The sequence below is a fragment of the Mucilaginibacter sp. UYNi724 genome (genome assembly GCF_054057495.1).
In genome coordinates this window covers 216,484-229,791 of record NZ_JBSRZI010000004.1, presented here as the reverse complement: position 1 = coordinate 229,791, position 13,308 = coordinate 216,484, and the positions used below count along the sequence as shown (strand labels likewise).

The window sequence follows — 13,308 nt, the reverse complement described above, 5'->3', positions numbered from 1 at the left end:
AACAGGAAATCAACAAAATCACTAAATCAATCATTCACTAAATCACTAATTAATATCTTTGCCGCATGAATGTTAAAGTTATCGCGTTTGATGCCGATGATACCCTTTGGGTGAACGAGCCCTATTTCAGGCAAACCGAAGAACAGTTTTGCATCCTGCTGCAGCAATACGCATCAGAACACGAACTACAGCGCGAACTTTTAAAAATAGAAATTGATAACCTTGGCCTTTACGGCTACGGCATAAAGGGCTTCATCCTCTCCATGATAGAAGCGGCTATGAAGATCACCCAGAAGACGTTGAGCATTGATGTGGTGAACCAGATCATCGACCTGGGCAAGCAGATGCTTAACCAGCCCATCGAGTTATTGGATGGCGTGGAAGAGGTGCTTGAAAAGCTAAAAAGTAAATACCGCCTGGTGGTAGCCACTAAAGGCGACCTGCTTGACCAGGAACGCAAACTCAAAAAATCTGGCCTGAGCCCATATTTTCACCATATCGAGATCATGAGCGAGAAGGATGATGCCAATTACCTGAAGCTGATCAAACACCTGGATATTCAACCCGATGAATTACTGATGGTGGGCAACTCGCTTAAAAGCGATATTATGCCGGTGCTGAATATTGGCGGCCATGCGGTGCATGTGCCTTACCATATTACCTGGGCGCACGAGCAAATTGAAGATAGTATAGATAACGAGCGTTTTAAAAGCGCTGCAAATATTAAAGATATTTTAGCGTACCTGTAATAGCATGAAAACGAAGATAGACCTGGAAAATTGGTACCGTAAAGCGCATTTTGATTTTTTTAACAGTTTCGAAGAGCCACTTTTTGGCGCGACGGTAAATGTGGATGTAACCATAGCCTACCAGACAGCAAAGGAGCAGGGCGTTTCTTTTTTTCTGTACTACCTGCATGCCATTTTAGAAGCGGCCAACAAAATAGAAGCTTTTAAATACCGGGTGGAGGATAATGAGATCTATTTGTACGATACCATTAATTGCTCAACCACCGTTGCAAAGCCGGATACCACTTTCGGATTTTCGTACATAGATTACAAGCCCGACTTTACCGAGTTTGTTACCGATGCCCAAAAGGAGCTGGAACGTGTAAAAAACACAGCAGGATTGGAACTAAGAATGGTGTATAATGTGCTACACGTATCGGCCATCCCCTGGATTAATTTTACCGGGCTAACCCACGCCCGTAGCTTTTCTTTTAAGGATAGCATGCCCAAGGTATCGTTAGGTAAAGTAACCGGGGTTGACGGCAAAAAGCTGATGCCGGTATCCGTAACCGTTCATCATGGCCTTGCAGATGGCCGGCATGTTGGTGAGTTTATAGACCTTTTTCAGCAACTGCTTAATAAATAGCAAGCAGCGCTACTCGCTTCAAAACGTATCAATTAGGTGTAAGTATTTGAGATACATTGTAAAATGTAAATGATATATTTACGTATCGCCAATTGTATGTTTAAAAAACCTATTATACTGCTCTTAGTTTCGCTAAGCCTGTTCTCCTGCAAAAAAGAAAAACCTTTTGTGCCCAATTCAACCAATGGGTTGCCTGGTTTATGGGCCCCGCTTAACGATTTTGCGGGAGTGGGAAGGGTACGTGCATTCGGTTTTGCCATTGGCAGCAAGGGGTATTTGTTAGGTGGCAATGCCGAAAAAGGCTTTTACTCCGAACTGTTGAACGACCTTTGGGAGTACGACCCCAAAACCGATAAGTGGACAAAAAAAGCTGATTACCCCGGCCAGCGGGCGAATATGTACGCGGGTTTGCCATTAATGGAAAAGCCTATGTAGGTACGGGTTTTGGGCAGCGCGTAGCCGTTCCCGGTGATGAGACACACCAAAACAACGATTTTTGGGAGTACGACCCTGCTGTTGATAAATGGACCCGTAAAGCAGATTTTGCCGGGGGCCGGCGCGAGAATGTGATCGCCTTTGAGATAAATGGAAGCGGTTATATGGGCCTTGGTACTAATAATGCCTACGATATTAATTATAAAGATTTTTGGAAATATGACGCTGCCGCGGATAAGTGGACGCGCGTTGCAGATTACCCCGGCAGCGGGGCTTTTGGTGTAGCTGCTTTTTCGGCTAACGGTAAGGGTTATGCAGGTTTAGGTGGTGCATCGCCCAATATAGCCAAACAGGATTTTTGGGAATATGACCCTGCTGCAAATAAATGGAATGCAAAAGCCAGTTTCCCCGGGGAAGCGAGGGCGTTTACGGGGCAGTTTGCCATCGGCACTATTGCTTTTTTAGGCTTTGGCTCAACCCTAACCAACACTGCCGACGATTGGTTTAAGTACGATACCGTTACAGATAAGTGGGTTAAAAGCACCAACTTCCCCGGTTTGAGCCGGTATGATATGGTGAGTTTTGCTATAGGCGGCGTTGGCTATGTAGGAACGGGTAACCCAGATCTGCTCAAGGATTTTTGGAAGTTTACTCCCAGGAAAGTAAACTAATAATGTTTGTTCACCACAAAAATGGTGTATATCAACATGGATACGCTGTTGATAAGCGCGTGCAAACCCATCCCCCAAAAGTAACCGTTTTTAAACCTAATGTAGGTTAACGCCCAGCCCATAAATAATTGTGGGATAACAAAGAGCGGGTATATGATCAGTATCGGCCATTGCAATGGCATGTAATTGGAAATGTGTACCAGCCCGAACACTACGATGGATGTTATAATTAAAATAATTTGAAACCTTTTGCCCGGTGTTTTTATGGCCGGGGCAAAGTTGTTTATCGCAAAATATCCCAGTCCGAATAAGGCGAGCCTTGAAATGATATTTATTGTTAAATTTTGAGTAGCCAAGCCGGGAATAAGGCGGGCAAGCAGCATTATGGCAAACGCGAAAGCCACGGCAAGATGCTGCCTTTTAAAACTAAGTGGCAACCTGAAAATGCTTTCTTCGATAAGGGGCGCCATTATGCAGATGTAAAACACGGCTTTGAAATACCCGTATTTTGCAAACAGTTTCAGCATCAAATCGTGATACTGTTTGCTGATGCTTTTAAAATGAAGCAGGTGCGTTACAAAGTAATCTGCACCGTACGAGATAGGTGCAGTTAGGAAGTTAAACAGAAAAACGACCCTGTAAATTTTCAACAGTAGTATTAACTTGCTTTGAAAAGGGCGTTCCTGGTCCAATTCAGGATAATTGTACACCGCAAGAAATTCCTTTAGCATCTGCTCATCCTGTTACTACTCGGCATCTTCTACGCCCGTGTACAGATCGTCAATGGCCTCGGCATATTTCTTCTCAATTACTTTGCGTTTTGCTTTAAGGGTAGGGGTTATTTCGCCCGCTTCCATGCTAAACGGAGTACGTTTCAATTTAAAGTTTTTGATCCGCTCGAATTTGGCAAGTTCGTTAGATAGTTTTTTTACATCCTGGTTTATCCAGTCGATAATCTCTTTATCTTCTATAAACAGGTCGGTTTTATCAAAAAAATCATCGCCCATTTTAAAGGTTTCCTGCAGGGTTTCGCGGCCGGGTACCAATATAGCGGTGATGTATTCGCGCTTATCGCCAATTAAAAAAACCTGTTCAATTTTAGGGCTTTTTAAGTAGGTGTTCTCTACCGGGGTAGGATAAACGTTTTTGCCGTATGCATTTACCAGCATGTTCTTCAACCTGTCGGTAATTTGCAGGTTGCCACGATAAAAGCGGCCAATATCGCCGGTATGGAACCAGCCATCAGCATCGATAACCGCGGCGGTCTCTTCGGGTTTTTTCCAATAGCCTTTCATTACGCAATGCCCGCGCACAATGATCTCGCCTTCCTCTGTTTCTAAATTTGGATTAAAGTTGTCGTACGTTTGTTTAGTATAGATGTGTTTGTTATCAACGTTTTGGATCCCAACCTCAATGCCGGGGATAATGCGGCCTACGGTACCATAAATAATGCGGTTATCTTCGGTTATCGACATTATTGGTGAGGTTTCTGTCAACCCAAAACCCTCTAATAATTTGATATCGATATTGCCAAAAAACTCACCCACGTTTTTAGGCAATGCGCCACCGCCCGAGAGCAATACCTTTAAGCGGCCACCTGTTTTCTCCTTGATTTTACTGAACACCAGTTTATTTGCCAGCTTTTGCTCGGCACTAAGGATGATACCCGGTTTTTTGCCCGACTCATTAGCCAGGCGATATGCCTGACCAATTTTTAACGCCCAGGTAAAGATCTTGGTTTTGATACCGCCGGCGGCAAGGCCGTTCTTCATGGCGCGGTCGTGGATGCGTTCCAGTAATCGCGGTACGCAGCACATAACGGTCGGCTTAACTTCGGCCATATTCTTAGCCAAAAGCTCCAGGCTTTGCGCGAAGGCGATGGTGGCGCCCTTGTTCATACATATGTAGTACGTTGCTGTACGCTCAAATACGTGGGATAGCGGTAGGAACGACAGGAACATATCGTCCTTTGTAATAATAGGGATCTGGTACAGGCTCACCTTACAGTTTTCGGTAAGGTTATGGTGGGTTAGCATTACACCTTTTGGCGTACCTGTGGTGCCCGATGTATAGATCAGACAAGAAAGGTCGGTGGGCAATATTGCTTCGCGGGCGGCATTAATGGCCGAACGTTTGCTATCAACCAGGGTCAATCCTTCTTCAATAACCTGTTTAAGGCTAACAACGCCCGCGTTCAACTGCACGGCATCGCTAAACTTTTCGAAACCTTCGAATGCAGGGATAATACGGATAAGCGATTTGCAGTTGTTAGCGATCTTTAACACCTTGCGGAACAGGAACGGGTTACCGGCAATAATGGTACGCGCTTCAGAGTCGTTCAGGATGTATTCAATATCGGCTTCGTATAGGGTTGGGTAGATAGACGTATTTACCGCGCCTATCTGCTGCAGGGCCTGGTCGTAGTAAACGTAATCGGGGCCGTTCTCGATGACCAAGGCAAGCCTGTCGCCTTTTTTGATGCCGATATCGAGGAACCAGGCAGATATGGCGTCGATCTTCTCGAGCGCCTCTTTATAGGAGATCTCTACCCAGGCATCTTTCACCTTATGGATCAGGAATGTATGGTCTTCAGGATGTATGTTCACAACAATATTACGGATCAGTTCCGGTATGGTAGATTGCTCAGCAACGATGTTCATCAAGTTTATATATCAGGTTTATACCTAACAAAGCTAATTATTTTACATTTAATTAAAAATGGCAAAATAACATCGGCAAACACCCAAAATGCCAGGGTGTCCCACTATTTATGACATACACATTTTTATAAAGCGGAACACTTTGTTAATCAATCGATTGTAAAATTCATCCTCGTGCCTTTTAGTGGATAATTGCTTCACGTGTTTACTGATAAGTAATTTATTTATAGTGTTTTAAACAAATCTCAGCAACTGTGTTTACGTGAGAAAAACGGTACAGCGTGAGACAGGGTGAGACACCCTGAAAAAATCGCCCTTAGTTTGCTTGAAAAGATTTGTTTCGGCATTTAAACTTACATTAATTTCCATATATGTCGGTTACCAACGCAGCTTTTTAGGCGCAAAAGCAGGGGAAGTTATCGAAGTATTTGGTCGGTGCTCTTTTGCACCAATAGGCTAATTATTCAACTGTTTGATGGTTGAAATAGTTAAATCATATTGCTCCTGCATGGGCGCGGTATTTTTTGTATTCTTATTGACGTCCTGCCCCTCTTTGCTCCACAGGAATGGATAAAAGGTGATTACTTCATCACCACTTAGTAAAACCGTTTCTTTTTGCCAGCCTATCCACCTGAAATTCTTATAAAATTTGTTTAAGTCGCTATTTAAACAAAAATCTAAAAAATCGGAATAGCTTTGCCCAAGCGATTCCCATTTCAAATTGTCTGGTGCAAGGTAGTATACTTTGCCTAAATCTTGCCCAAGCCCGCCACCGTTTATTGCAAATAGACCGCCTATAGCATCGTCGCCTACAAGTAAATAAAGCGGCTTTTCGCCAAATTCTTTAAAGGTCTTACCTTTATTCCACGACGGTAAACTTCTTCTCATTTTTTCGGCCCCGCCGCTTCCTAACAATCTAATCCACCCGTTGTCAATTAACAAACCACCGCTGAAGTAAACAACCGCACCCATCAACGAGCGTGTAGTCACCTGTGTTTGATACAATGCTTCACCAGCCTTAACTGGATTAGCAGGCAGTAATACTGCTTTGTTTTTGGCCGATCTTATAAGATTGTCAAGGGTGCTTTGGCCGGATTGGTCGGCAGTTAATTCCGCTATGGTGCGCAATTGCGTTTGGGCGCTGCATATGTTAAAATAAAAAGATAAGGCTGGCAGGACAATTAATTTTAGATTCATAGAACAAGATTTGTTTAAACCTTTCTCGGTTCAGTAGCATGATAAGCACAGCCTTTATACTGGATACCCAGGTAAGCGGCGGTATGTTTGAACGGGACCTCGAAACCATCGGGGATGGTTGGGTCGGCACCGACGGCAATCATGGAGGCCGATTTGCCCCTGAGGCCGCGGCCAAGGTCTTTTTTAATAGTGATCAGGTCGGTAAGCCTATCGAAGAATACCTTCATTACACCGCTCATGCTGTACCAGTAAACGGGGGTAGCAAAAATGATATTGTCGTAAGGAAGGGCTTTGTTAATGACGGCCTCAAATTCATCGTTGGTGGGGTAGTGGCCGTCGTAATTGTAATGGGCTATTTTATGGTCAAGCAGGTCGATCATATCAAACTCCATTTGGCCTAAAGCCTTGCGGGTTATCTGCTCGGTGAGGCTATTTTTGCGGTTGCTGCCCAGTATGACAAGTGATTTGTTTTCCATAGCCTAAAAACAAAAAAGGTTGATTACCTAAATGTAATCAACCTTTTTTATATATCGGTTAACAAAATGTTATTATACCGAGAAGCTTTCGCCGCAACCGCAGGTGCGCGTGGCGTTTGGGTTGTGGAAGTTAAAGCCTTTACCATTCAGTCCGTCGCTAAAATCAAGCTCGGTACCGGCCAGGTATAAAAACGATTTCATATCAAGGGCGAAGCGTACACCACGGTCCTCAAAAAACTGGTCGCCCTTTTTCTCCTCGTTATCAAAATCGAGGTTATAAGATAAACCAGAACAGCCGCCGCCCTGTACAGATACCCGCAAAAAGTAAGAGGCATCAAGGCCGCTACCCTGCATCAGATTATCTATTTTAGCTTTTGCTTTATCAGTTACAGTTACCATTGTTTTAGATTTGAGATATGAGATTTTAGATCTGAGATAACTCAATCAAAACCTGCAAATCAAATTACACTTATTAATCAGATGCAAGTCTCAAATCTCACATCTAATATCTCACAACTACTGATTAGTGATGTGATTTTTCCAATAAGATTGGTTCCATGCCGTTTTTAACGCGGAAATCGTTGATGGCTGCTTTTATAGCGTCTTCTGCTAAAACCGAGCAGTGGATCTTTACCGGTGGAAGGGCAAGCTCTTCTACGATATCCATATTGTCGATCTTCATGGCATCGTCAACGCTTTTACCTTTTAACCATTCTGTAGCTAAAGATGAAGAAGCGATTGCCGAACCGCAACCAAAGGTTTTGAATTTAGCATCGGTGATGATGTTGTTTTCATCAACCTGGATCTGCAAACGCATAACGTCGCCACACTCGGGTGCACCAACAAGGCCGGTACCAACCTTGTGGCTGCTTTTATCTAACGTGCCCACATTGCGGGGGTTAGTATAATGGTCAATTACTTTATCTGAATAAGCCATAGCTTTATTTATTTATGAATTTGAAAATTTGATGATTTGAAAATGCTTTCAAATCAAATCTATAATTGTTTGGTGATGCAGGTAATTTTCAAACCTTCAAATTACCACATCTTCAAATTAAATTAGTGTTCTGCCCACTCAATCGAGTCAAGGTCGATGCCTTCTTTAAACATTTCCCAAAGCGGCGACAAGTTGCGCAGGTTGGTAACCGCTGTTTTGGTTACTTCTACCGCGTAGTCAACTTCTTCCTGGGTAGTGAAACGGCCAAGGCCGAAACGAATTGACGAGTGTGCAAGGTCATCAGATAATCCTAAGCTTTTTAAAACGTAAGATGGCTCTAACGATGCCGATGTACAAGCCGAGCCTGATGATACCGCCAGATCTTTCATGGCCATCATTAAACCTTCGCCCTCAACGTATTTGAAAGAGATATTGGCAACATGCGGTAAGCGGTGTTCCACATTACCATTCACGTAGCTTTCTTCCAGCACAGTTAACGCGCTTTCCAATCTATCGCGTAAGCCCGATAAACGGATAGCTTCGCTTTCCATTTCTAAACCTGCAATTTCGCAAGCTTTACCCAAGCCAACAATACCCGGAACGTTCAACGTGCCAGAACGCATACCACGTTCGTGACCTCCACCGTCCATCTGTGCGGTAACTTTAACACGAGGGCCTTTACGGCGTACGTATAATGCACCAACACCTTTAGGGCCATACATTTTATGTGCCGATAACGCCAAAAGGTCAATACCATCTGCAATTACATCAACAGGTATTTTACCCACTGCCTGTGTAGCATCGGTCATAAATAAGGCGCCATATTTGTGAGCAATGGCAGCAATTTCTTTAACGGGTTGTATAACACCTATCTCGTTGTTACCATACATGATAGATACCAGGATGGTTTCGCTGGTCATGGCGGCTTCTAAAACTTCAAGGTCAACAAGTCCGTCTTCTTTCACAGCAAGGTAAGTAACCTTGCCGCCAAGTTTTTCAACGTGTTTGCAGGCGTCTAACACTGCTTTATGTTCGGTAACCGCAGTAATAATGTGGTTGCCTTTTTCTTTATACATTTCAAACACGCCCTTAATGGCGAGGTTGTCAGACTCGGTAGCGCCCGATGTAAAGATGATCTCTTTCTCTGTAGCACCAATAAGTTTTGCAACCTGCTCGCGTGCATAATCAACGCCTTCTTCAGCTACCCAGCCAAACGGATGGTTACGGCTTGCCGCGTTACCAAACTTTTCGTTAAAGTAGGGCAGCATAGCCTCAAGCACCCTTGGGTCCATAGGTGTTGTAGCGTTATTATCTAAATAAATTGGGATATTCATGATTAAAAATTAACAAGACAAATATACGCAAAGTTTTACTTTTACATCTGTATGCCGCTATATATTGCATTTACCTGCCATTTATTTACAATATTTGGACATGGTAAGCAGCCTCACCCCAAACCCCTCTCCGAGGGAGAGGGGCTTTTAATTAAGTCTCCACTACCGGGGGGGATTAGGAGGGAGCTTAAATAAGAATGGGCTTAGCACAAATTGATTAATCATTAATTCAATAAATGAATAAAATAGAGCATATCGGCATCGCGGTAAACAGTGTTAAGTTGGCCGGGGATATCTATGAAAAACTGCTTAACACAACTGTTTATAAGACAGAGGATGTAGCTACCGAAGGCGTGTTAACGGCCTTTTTGCAGGCAGGCCCTAATAAAATAGAACTGCTGGAGGCCACCAACCCAGATAGTCCGATTGCCAAATTCATAGCAAAACGCGGCGAAGGCATGCACCACATCGCCTTTGATGTAACCGATATTGTTGCCGAAATGGCCCGTCTTAAAGCCGAAGGGTTTACGTTGCTGAATGACGTACCAAAACAAGGCGCAGATAATAAACTGGTTTGCTTTGTACACCCAAAGGGGACTAACGGGGTTTTGATAGAGTTGTGCCAGGAGAGGGGATAGTTGGCATTGTTCATTTTATTATCTGATAAACGGTGAAGCTTTTGTTCAGTAAGTTCCCCTCTTTGCGCAGCAGAGAGGGGTGACAAGCGTAGCGAAGTCGGGGTGAGTGAATTATTAGCCATTAAAATAACAGCATTGTCCATTTTAACCCTCCGCAATAACAAAACCCCAAAACCAACGTATAATATCCTGATTAATCCTGCATTTAATTTGAACATGAAGAGATATTTGTTGAGCTGGATGGCAGGTGTGATGGTGGTTTTATCTTTTGTGATGTGTTCAAAAGATGTGGCTAAGGCGGTAAAGCCTGCGGATACTACTCCTGCAACCAACCCTGCAAACCCGGCGCAAAATAACGGAATCCCAACTCAAAATACACCCACAACAAACCTTACCTGCTCTTATACTGTAAAAACATCGGATTGGTCAATTGACGGTGCTGCTTTCGCGGCGGGCTCGGTTATCTGCATCCCGGCGGGTACAAGGGGTGCCCTATTGCTTAAGAATTTAAAGGGAACTGCCGCAAACCCTATCATTATTGTGAACAAAGGGGGCAGGGTAACTTTCTCGGTGGCTACCACGGCATCATACGCGTTTAAAACACAAAACTGCCAGTATATAAAAATATTAGGGAACGGTACCGCAGGCATTAAATATGGTTTTGATGTAAACGGCGGCAACATCGGCATAACGATGGACGACCTAAGCAGTGACTTTGAAATAGCTAATGTAGAGGTGCAAAATTGCGGCTTCGCGGGCATTATGGCTAAAACAGATCCATCATGCGATGCGGCTACCCAGCGCGGGCATTTTACCATGCGCAACGTATCGGTACATGATAACTATATCCACAAAACAGGCGGCGAGGGACTTTATATTGGTAATTCTTTTTATGCCGATGGTATTTCAGTGGCCTGCGGCAGGGTTTTACCGCACGATGTAGTAAACGTTAAAGTTTATAACAACGAGGTTGATTCTACCGGTTGCGAGGGCATCCAGGTAGGTAGTGCTACCTCCGGCTGCCAGGTTTATAATAATACGGTACGTTATCCTGGTCGGTCGCCATTTGCAAACGGGCAAAATAACGGCATCCAGTTAGGGGAGGGCACGGGCGGCAAATGCTATAACAACATGATCGCCGATGCGCCGGGTAACGGCATTATCCTGCTGGGCCTGGGCGATAATCAATTGTACAATAATATCATCATCAACTCGGGCGGGAACGGGATCTTTGCCGACTCGCGTTACACGCCGGGCCCGGGTTACCAGTTTGTAAATAATACCATCATTTCATCTGCTGCAGATGGCATCAAGATAAACTCGGAGACCATCCCCATGCACACCGTCATCAATAATGTTATTGTTAAATCTGGCACGGGTGTGGCTATCCACCGTAAAAGCAACTCCGTTAAACTTACGGCATCAAACAACTTTACAGGTACCGATATTACCACTCTTAAATTTGTCAATTACACCACCGGTGATTTTCGTCTGCAGTCGTCATCCCCGCTTATTAATGCCGGCGCAAATACATCTGCTTACGGTGTAACCTCGGATTATTACGGCGAAGCGCGGCCATCCGGTGCTGCGTATGAAATTGGCGCTACCGAGTACTAATACGCCATTTCCATTCAAATTATCGTTTTTCTTAAATTACCGGGTATTTACGCGTGTTAGCTGCATTTTTATTAATTTACAACTAATAGTGGTAACCGTAACGAACAACGTACCGTATAAATACGTGTATTAGGAAACGGAGTAAGCTGATTACAAATAACTTATATCGTTGTACTAAATAAATTAACCCCTACTTAATTTATGACGAAAAGTTACTTTACACATTGTCTAGCCGGCATGCTGGTAATATCATCCTTTGCCATGTGTACCAAGGGTGCCATTGAAAAACCCGCCAGCGCTATTGCAGGCGCAAAGTTAAATGCCAAAATGAGCACCCGGGCTCTTGATGAAGATGGCACTTATACCGTGCAGCCTAACGAGTGGTTTGTTGACGGTACGGATATCGGTCCCGGCACTACAATTTATATCCCCGCCGGCACAAGAGGTGCCTTACTGCTTAAAAATATTAAAGGTACCGAAGCTGAACCTATTATCATCATCAACAAAGGTGGGCGGGCTATTCTTACTACTTCTGCAACCGCATCCTATGGCTTTAAAACCCAAAATTGCCAGTACTTTAAGATAATGGGCAACGGCACGCCGGGCATTAATTATGGGATTGCCGTTGATGGCGGCAATATCGGCATGACGATGGACGATCTGAGCAGCGACTTTGAAATAGCGAATGTTGAAGTGCGCAACAGTGGCTTTGCCGGTATCATGGCTAAAACCGACCCCACGTGCGATATAGCAACGCAGCGGGGCCACTTTACTATGAGTAATCTTGTATTGCATAACAACTATATCCATAAAACAGGCGGAGAGGGCTTTTATATAGGTAACTCTTTTTACGCGGATGGTTGGTCACTGGCATGCGGTAAGGTTTTACCACATGATGTTGTAAATGTTAAGATCTATAGTAACCGTATCGACTCTACCGGTTGCGAAGGCATCCAGGTTGGCAGCGCAATTGCCGGCTGCTATGTTTATAAAAACGTGATCAGATGGCCCGGTTTATCCCCCTTTGCAAACGGGCAGGACAACGGCATCCAGTTAGGGGAGGGCACCGGCGGCAGGTGTAATAATAACCTGGTCAAAGACGCGCCTGGTAACGGCATTATTGTGCTTGGCTTAGGTGATAACCTGTTATTCAGCAACATCATTTTAAATTCTGGCGAGCATGGGATTTTCGCGGATTCGAGATATACGCCCGGGCCAAATTTTAAGTTTATTAACAATACCATCATTAACACTAAATTAGACGGTATACGGTTAAATTCAGAGTCTATCCCCATGAATACGGTGATCAATAACGTTATTATAAAACCGGGTTCGGGCTTTGCGGTACATACAATAAGCAGCAGCGTAAAACTTACTGCCTCAAATAATTATACAGGTAATGATGTAACCGCCCTTAAATTCGTGAATTATAATGGGGATGATTTTCATCCGCAACCCTCATCGCCGCTTATTAATGCCGGTGCGAACGCGTTGCTTTATAAGGTTACCGTAGATTATTATAGCAAAAAACACCCATTGGAGGGCGCTTTTGATATTGGCGCAACAGAATATTGATCTTGATAGCTTTTGCAAATAAGATCTCTTAACATGGTGTTAAAAACTTTTTACATCCCTGTTTCTACTTTTAAAAAGTATTTGTATATTTGCACCTCTTTTACAAGAAAGAAAGTACACATAAGCAATGAAAAAAGATCTGCATCCATCAAATTATAGGTTAGTTGTTTTTAAAGACATGTCAAACGACTACTCTTTCATAACCAAATCATGTATCGAAAGCCGTGAAACCGTTAAATGGGAAGATGGCAACGAATATCCATTGATCAAATTAGAAATTTCACACACTTCACACCCGTTCTACACAGGTAAAATGAAGTTAGTTGATACCGCCGGCCGTATAGACAAGTTCCGTACCCGTTACAACAGGTAATCGATATTTTTTAATAAATAT

At 43.7% G+C, this 13,308-nt stretch carries 15 protein-coding genes; 8 read left to right on the top strand and 7 right to left on the bottom strand.

What is annotated here, in order from left to right; genetic code table 11:
- The first annotated feature begins 65 nt into the window (after positions 1–65).
- The 4 genes from ACVW0P_RS08485 to ACVW0P_RS08470 all read left to right on the top strand — a co-directional run bounded on the left by ACVW0P_RS08485 (position 66) and on the right by ACVW0P_RS08470 (position 2,480).
- Entirely contained in the window at positions 66–749 is a 684-nt protein-coding gene (locus tag ACVW0P_RS08485) for an HAD family hydrolase (RefSeq protein ID WP_457131686.1), read from the top strand.
- Between the two features lie 4 nt (positions 750–753).
- Positions 754–1,374: a CatA-like O-acetyltransferase gene (locus ACVW0P_RS08480; RefSeq protein WP_457131685.1), complete on the top strand. Its 621-nt coding sequence runs from the start codon at positions 754–756 to the stop codon at positions 1,372–1,374.
- Between the two features lie 69 nt (positions 1,375–1,443).
- A complete protein-coding gene (locus ACVW0P_RS08475; protein ID WP_457131684.1) occupies positions 1,444–1,809 on the top strand; it encodes a kelch repeat-containing protein in 366 nt (121 codons plus the stop codon).
- Between the two features lie 164 nt (positions 1,810–1,973).
- The gene (locus ACVW0P_RS08470) at positions 1,974–2,480 is read left to right on the top strand and encodes a hypothetical protein (RefSeq protein ID WP_457131683.1); all 507 of its coding nucleotides are present in this window, start codon (positions 1,974–1,976) and stop codon (positions 2,478–2,480) included.
- Here the strand turns inward: ACVW0P_RS08470 and ACVW0P_RS08465 are convergent.
- The 7 genes from ACVW0P_RS08465 to ACVW0P_RS08435 form a co-directional block, all read right to left on the bottom strand.
- Complete coding sequence (locus tag ACVW0P_RS08465) at positions 2,477–3,211, bottom strand: CPBP family glutamic-type intramembrane protease (protein ID WP_457131682.1); 735 nt, start codon at positions 3,209–3,211, stop codon at positions 2,477–2,479. The genes ACVW0P_RS08470 and ACVW0P_RS08465 overlap by 4 nt on opposite strands.
- Positions 3,212–3,226: 15 nt before the next feature.
- Complete coding sequence (locus ACVW0P_RS08460) at positions 3,227–5,140, bottom strand: AMP-dependent synthetase/ligase (protein WP_457131681.1); 1,914 nt, start codon at positions 5,138–5,140, stop codon at positions 3,227–3,229.
- A gap of 456 nt (positions 5,141–5,596) precedes the next feature.
- On the bottom strand, positions 5,597–6,337 hold the full coding sequence (locus ACVW0P_RS08455) for a DUF2625 domain-containing protein (protein WP_457131680.1): 741 nt from the start codon (positions 6,335–6,337) through the stop codon (positions 5,597–5,599).
- Between the two features lie 14 nt (positions 6,338–6,351).
- The gene (locus ACVW0P_RS08450) at positions 6,352–6,813 is read right to left on the bottom strand and encodes a flavodoxin family protein (protein ID WP_457131679.1); all 462 of its coding nucleotides are present in this window, start codon (positions 6,811–6,813) and stop codon (positions 6,352–6,354) included.
- A gap of 72 nt (positions 6,814–6,885) precedes the next feature.
- The gene (locus tag ACVW0P_RS08445) at positions 6,886–7,212 is read right to left on the bottom strand and encodes a HesB/IscA family protein (RefSeq protein ID WP_252757388.1); all 327 of its coding nucleotides are present in this window, start codon (positions 7,210–7,212) and stop codon (positions 6,886–6,888) included.
- Positions 7,213–7,336: 124 nt separating this feature from the next.
- Complete coding sequence (gene iscU, locus ACVW0P_RS08440) at positions 7,337–7,750, bottom strand: Fe-S cluster assembly scaffold IscU (protein ID WP_354431143.1); 414 nt, start codon at positions 7,748–7,750, stop codon at positions 7,337–7,339.
- Positions 7,751–7,872: 122 nt separating this feature from the next.
- Complete coding sequence (locus ACVW0P_RS08435) at positions 7,873–9,084, bottom strand: IscS subfamily cysteine desulfurase (protein ID WP_457131678.1); 1,212 nt, start codon at positions 9,082–9,084, stop codon at positions 7,873–7,875.
- 236 nt (positions 9,085–9,320) lie between these two features.
- Between ACVW0P_RS08435 and mce the strand changes: the two genes are divergently transcribed.
- From mce to ACVW0P_RS08415, 4 genes are all read left to right on the top strand, one after another.
- Positions 9,321–9,722: a methylmalonyl-CoA epimerase gene (gene mce / locus ACVW0P_RS08430; protein ID WP_457131677.1), complete on the top strand. Its 402-nt coding sequence runs from the start codon at positions 9,321–9,323 to the stop codon at positions 9,720–9,722.
- Between the two features lie 216 nt (positions 9,723–9,938).
- Positions 9,939–11,339, top strand: coding sequence for a right-handed parallel beta-helix repeat-containing protein (locus ACVW0P_RS08425; protein ID WP_457131676.1), 1,401 nt, complete (start codon positions 9,939–9,941; stop codon positions 11,337–11,339).
- Between the two features lie 201 nt (positions 11,340–11,540).
- Positions 11,541–12,914, top strand: a complete 1,374-nt coding sequence (locus ACVW0P_RS08420) for a right-handed parallel beta-helix repeat-containing protein (RefSeq protein WP_457131675.1) — start codon at positions 11,541–11,543, stop codon at positions 12,912–12,914.
- 127 nt (positions 12,915–13,041) lie between these two features.
- Entirely contained in the window at positions 13,042–13,287 is a 246-nt protein-coding gene (locus ACVW0P_RS08415; RefSeq protein WP_252757383.1) for a type B 50S ribosomal protein L31, read from the top strand.
- Positions 13,288–13,308: the final 21 nt, after the last annotated feature.

Bases quoted from the DNA above. Each gene is read 5' to 3' on its own strand.
- ACVW0P_RS08420 (WP_457131675.1), top strand. From the start codon at position 11,541: ATGACGAAAAGTTACTTTACACATTGTCTAGCCGGCATGCTGGTAATA.
- ACVW0P_RS08435 (WP_457131678.1), bottom strand. From the start codon at position 9,084: ATGAATATCCCAATTTATTTAGATAATAACGCTACAACACCTATGGAC.
- ACVW0P_RS08475 (WP_457131684.1), top strand. From the start codon at position 1,444: ATGATATATTTACGTATCGCCAATTGTATGTTTAAAAAACCTATTATA.
- iscU (WP_354431143.1), bottom strand. From the start codon at position 7,750: ATGGCTTATTCAGATAAAGTAATTGACCATTATACTAACCCCCGCAAT.
- ACVW0P_RS08445 (WP_252757388.1), bottom strand. From the start codon at position 7,212: ATGGTAACTGTAACTGATAAAGCAAAAGCTAAAATAGATAATCTGATG.
- ACVW0P_RS08485 (WP_457131686.1), top strand. From the start codon at position 66: ATGAATGTTAAAGTTATCGCGTTTGATGCCGATGATACCCTTTGGGTG.
- ACVW0P_RS08480 (WP_457131685.1), top strand. From the start codon at position 754: ATGAAAACGAAGATAGACCTGGAAAATTGGTACCGTAAAGCGCATTTT.
- ACVW0P_RS08415 (WP_252757383.1), top strand. From the start codon at position 13,042: ATGAAAAAAGATCTGCATCCATCAAATTATAGGTTAGTTGTTTTTAAA.
- ACVW0P_RS08450 (WP_457131679.1), bottom strand. From the start codon at position 6,813: ATGGAAAACAAATCACTTGTCATACTGGGCAGCAACCGCAAAAATAGC.
- mce (WP_457131677.1), top strand. From the start codon at position 9,321: ATGAATAAAATAGAGCATATCGGCATCGCGGTAAACAGTGTTAAGTTG.
- ACVW0P_RS08455 (WP_457131680.1), bottom strand. From the start codon at position 6,337: ATGAATCTAAAATTAATTGTCCTGCCAGCCTTATCTTTTTATTTTAAC.
- ACVW0P_RS08470 (WP_457131683.1), top strand. From the start codon at position 1,974: ATGGGCCTTGGTACTAATAATGCCTACGATATTAATTATAAAGATTTT.
- ACVW0P_RS08425 (WP_457131676.1), top strand. From the start codon at position 9,939: ATGAAGAGATATTTGTTGAGCTGGATGGCAGGTGTGATGGTGGTTTTA.
- ACVW0P_RS08460 (WP_457131681.1), bottom strand. From the start codon at position 5,140: ATGAACATCGTTGCTGAGCAATCTACCATACCGGAACTGATCCGTAAT.
- ACVW0P_RS08465 (WP_457131682.1), bottom strand. From the start codon at position 3,211: ATGCTAAAGGAATTTCTTGCGGTGTACAATTATCCTGAATTGGACCAG.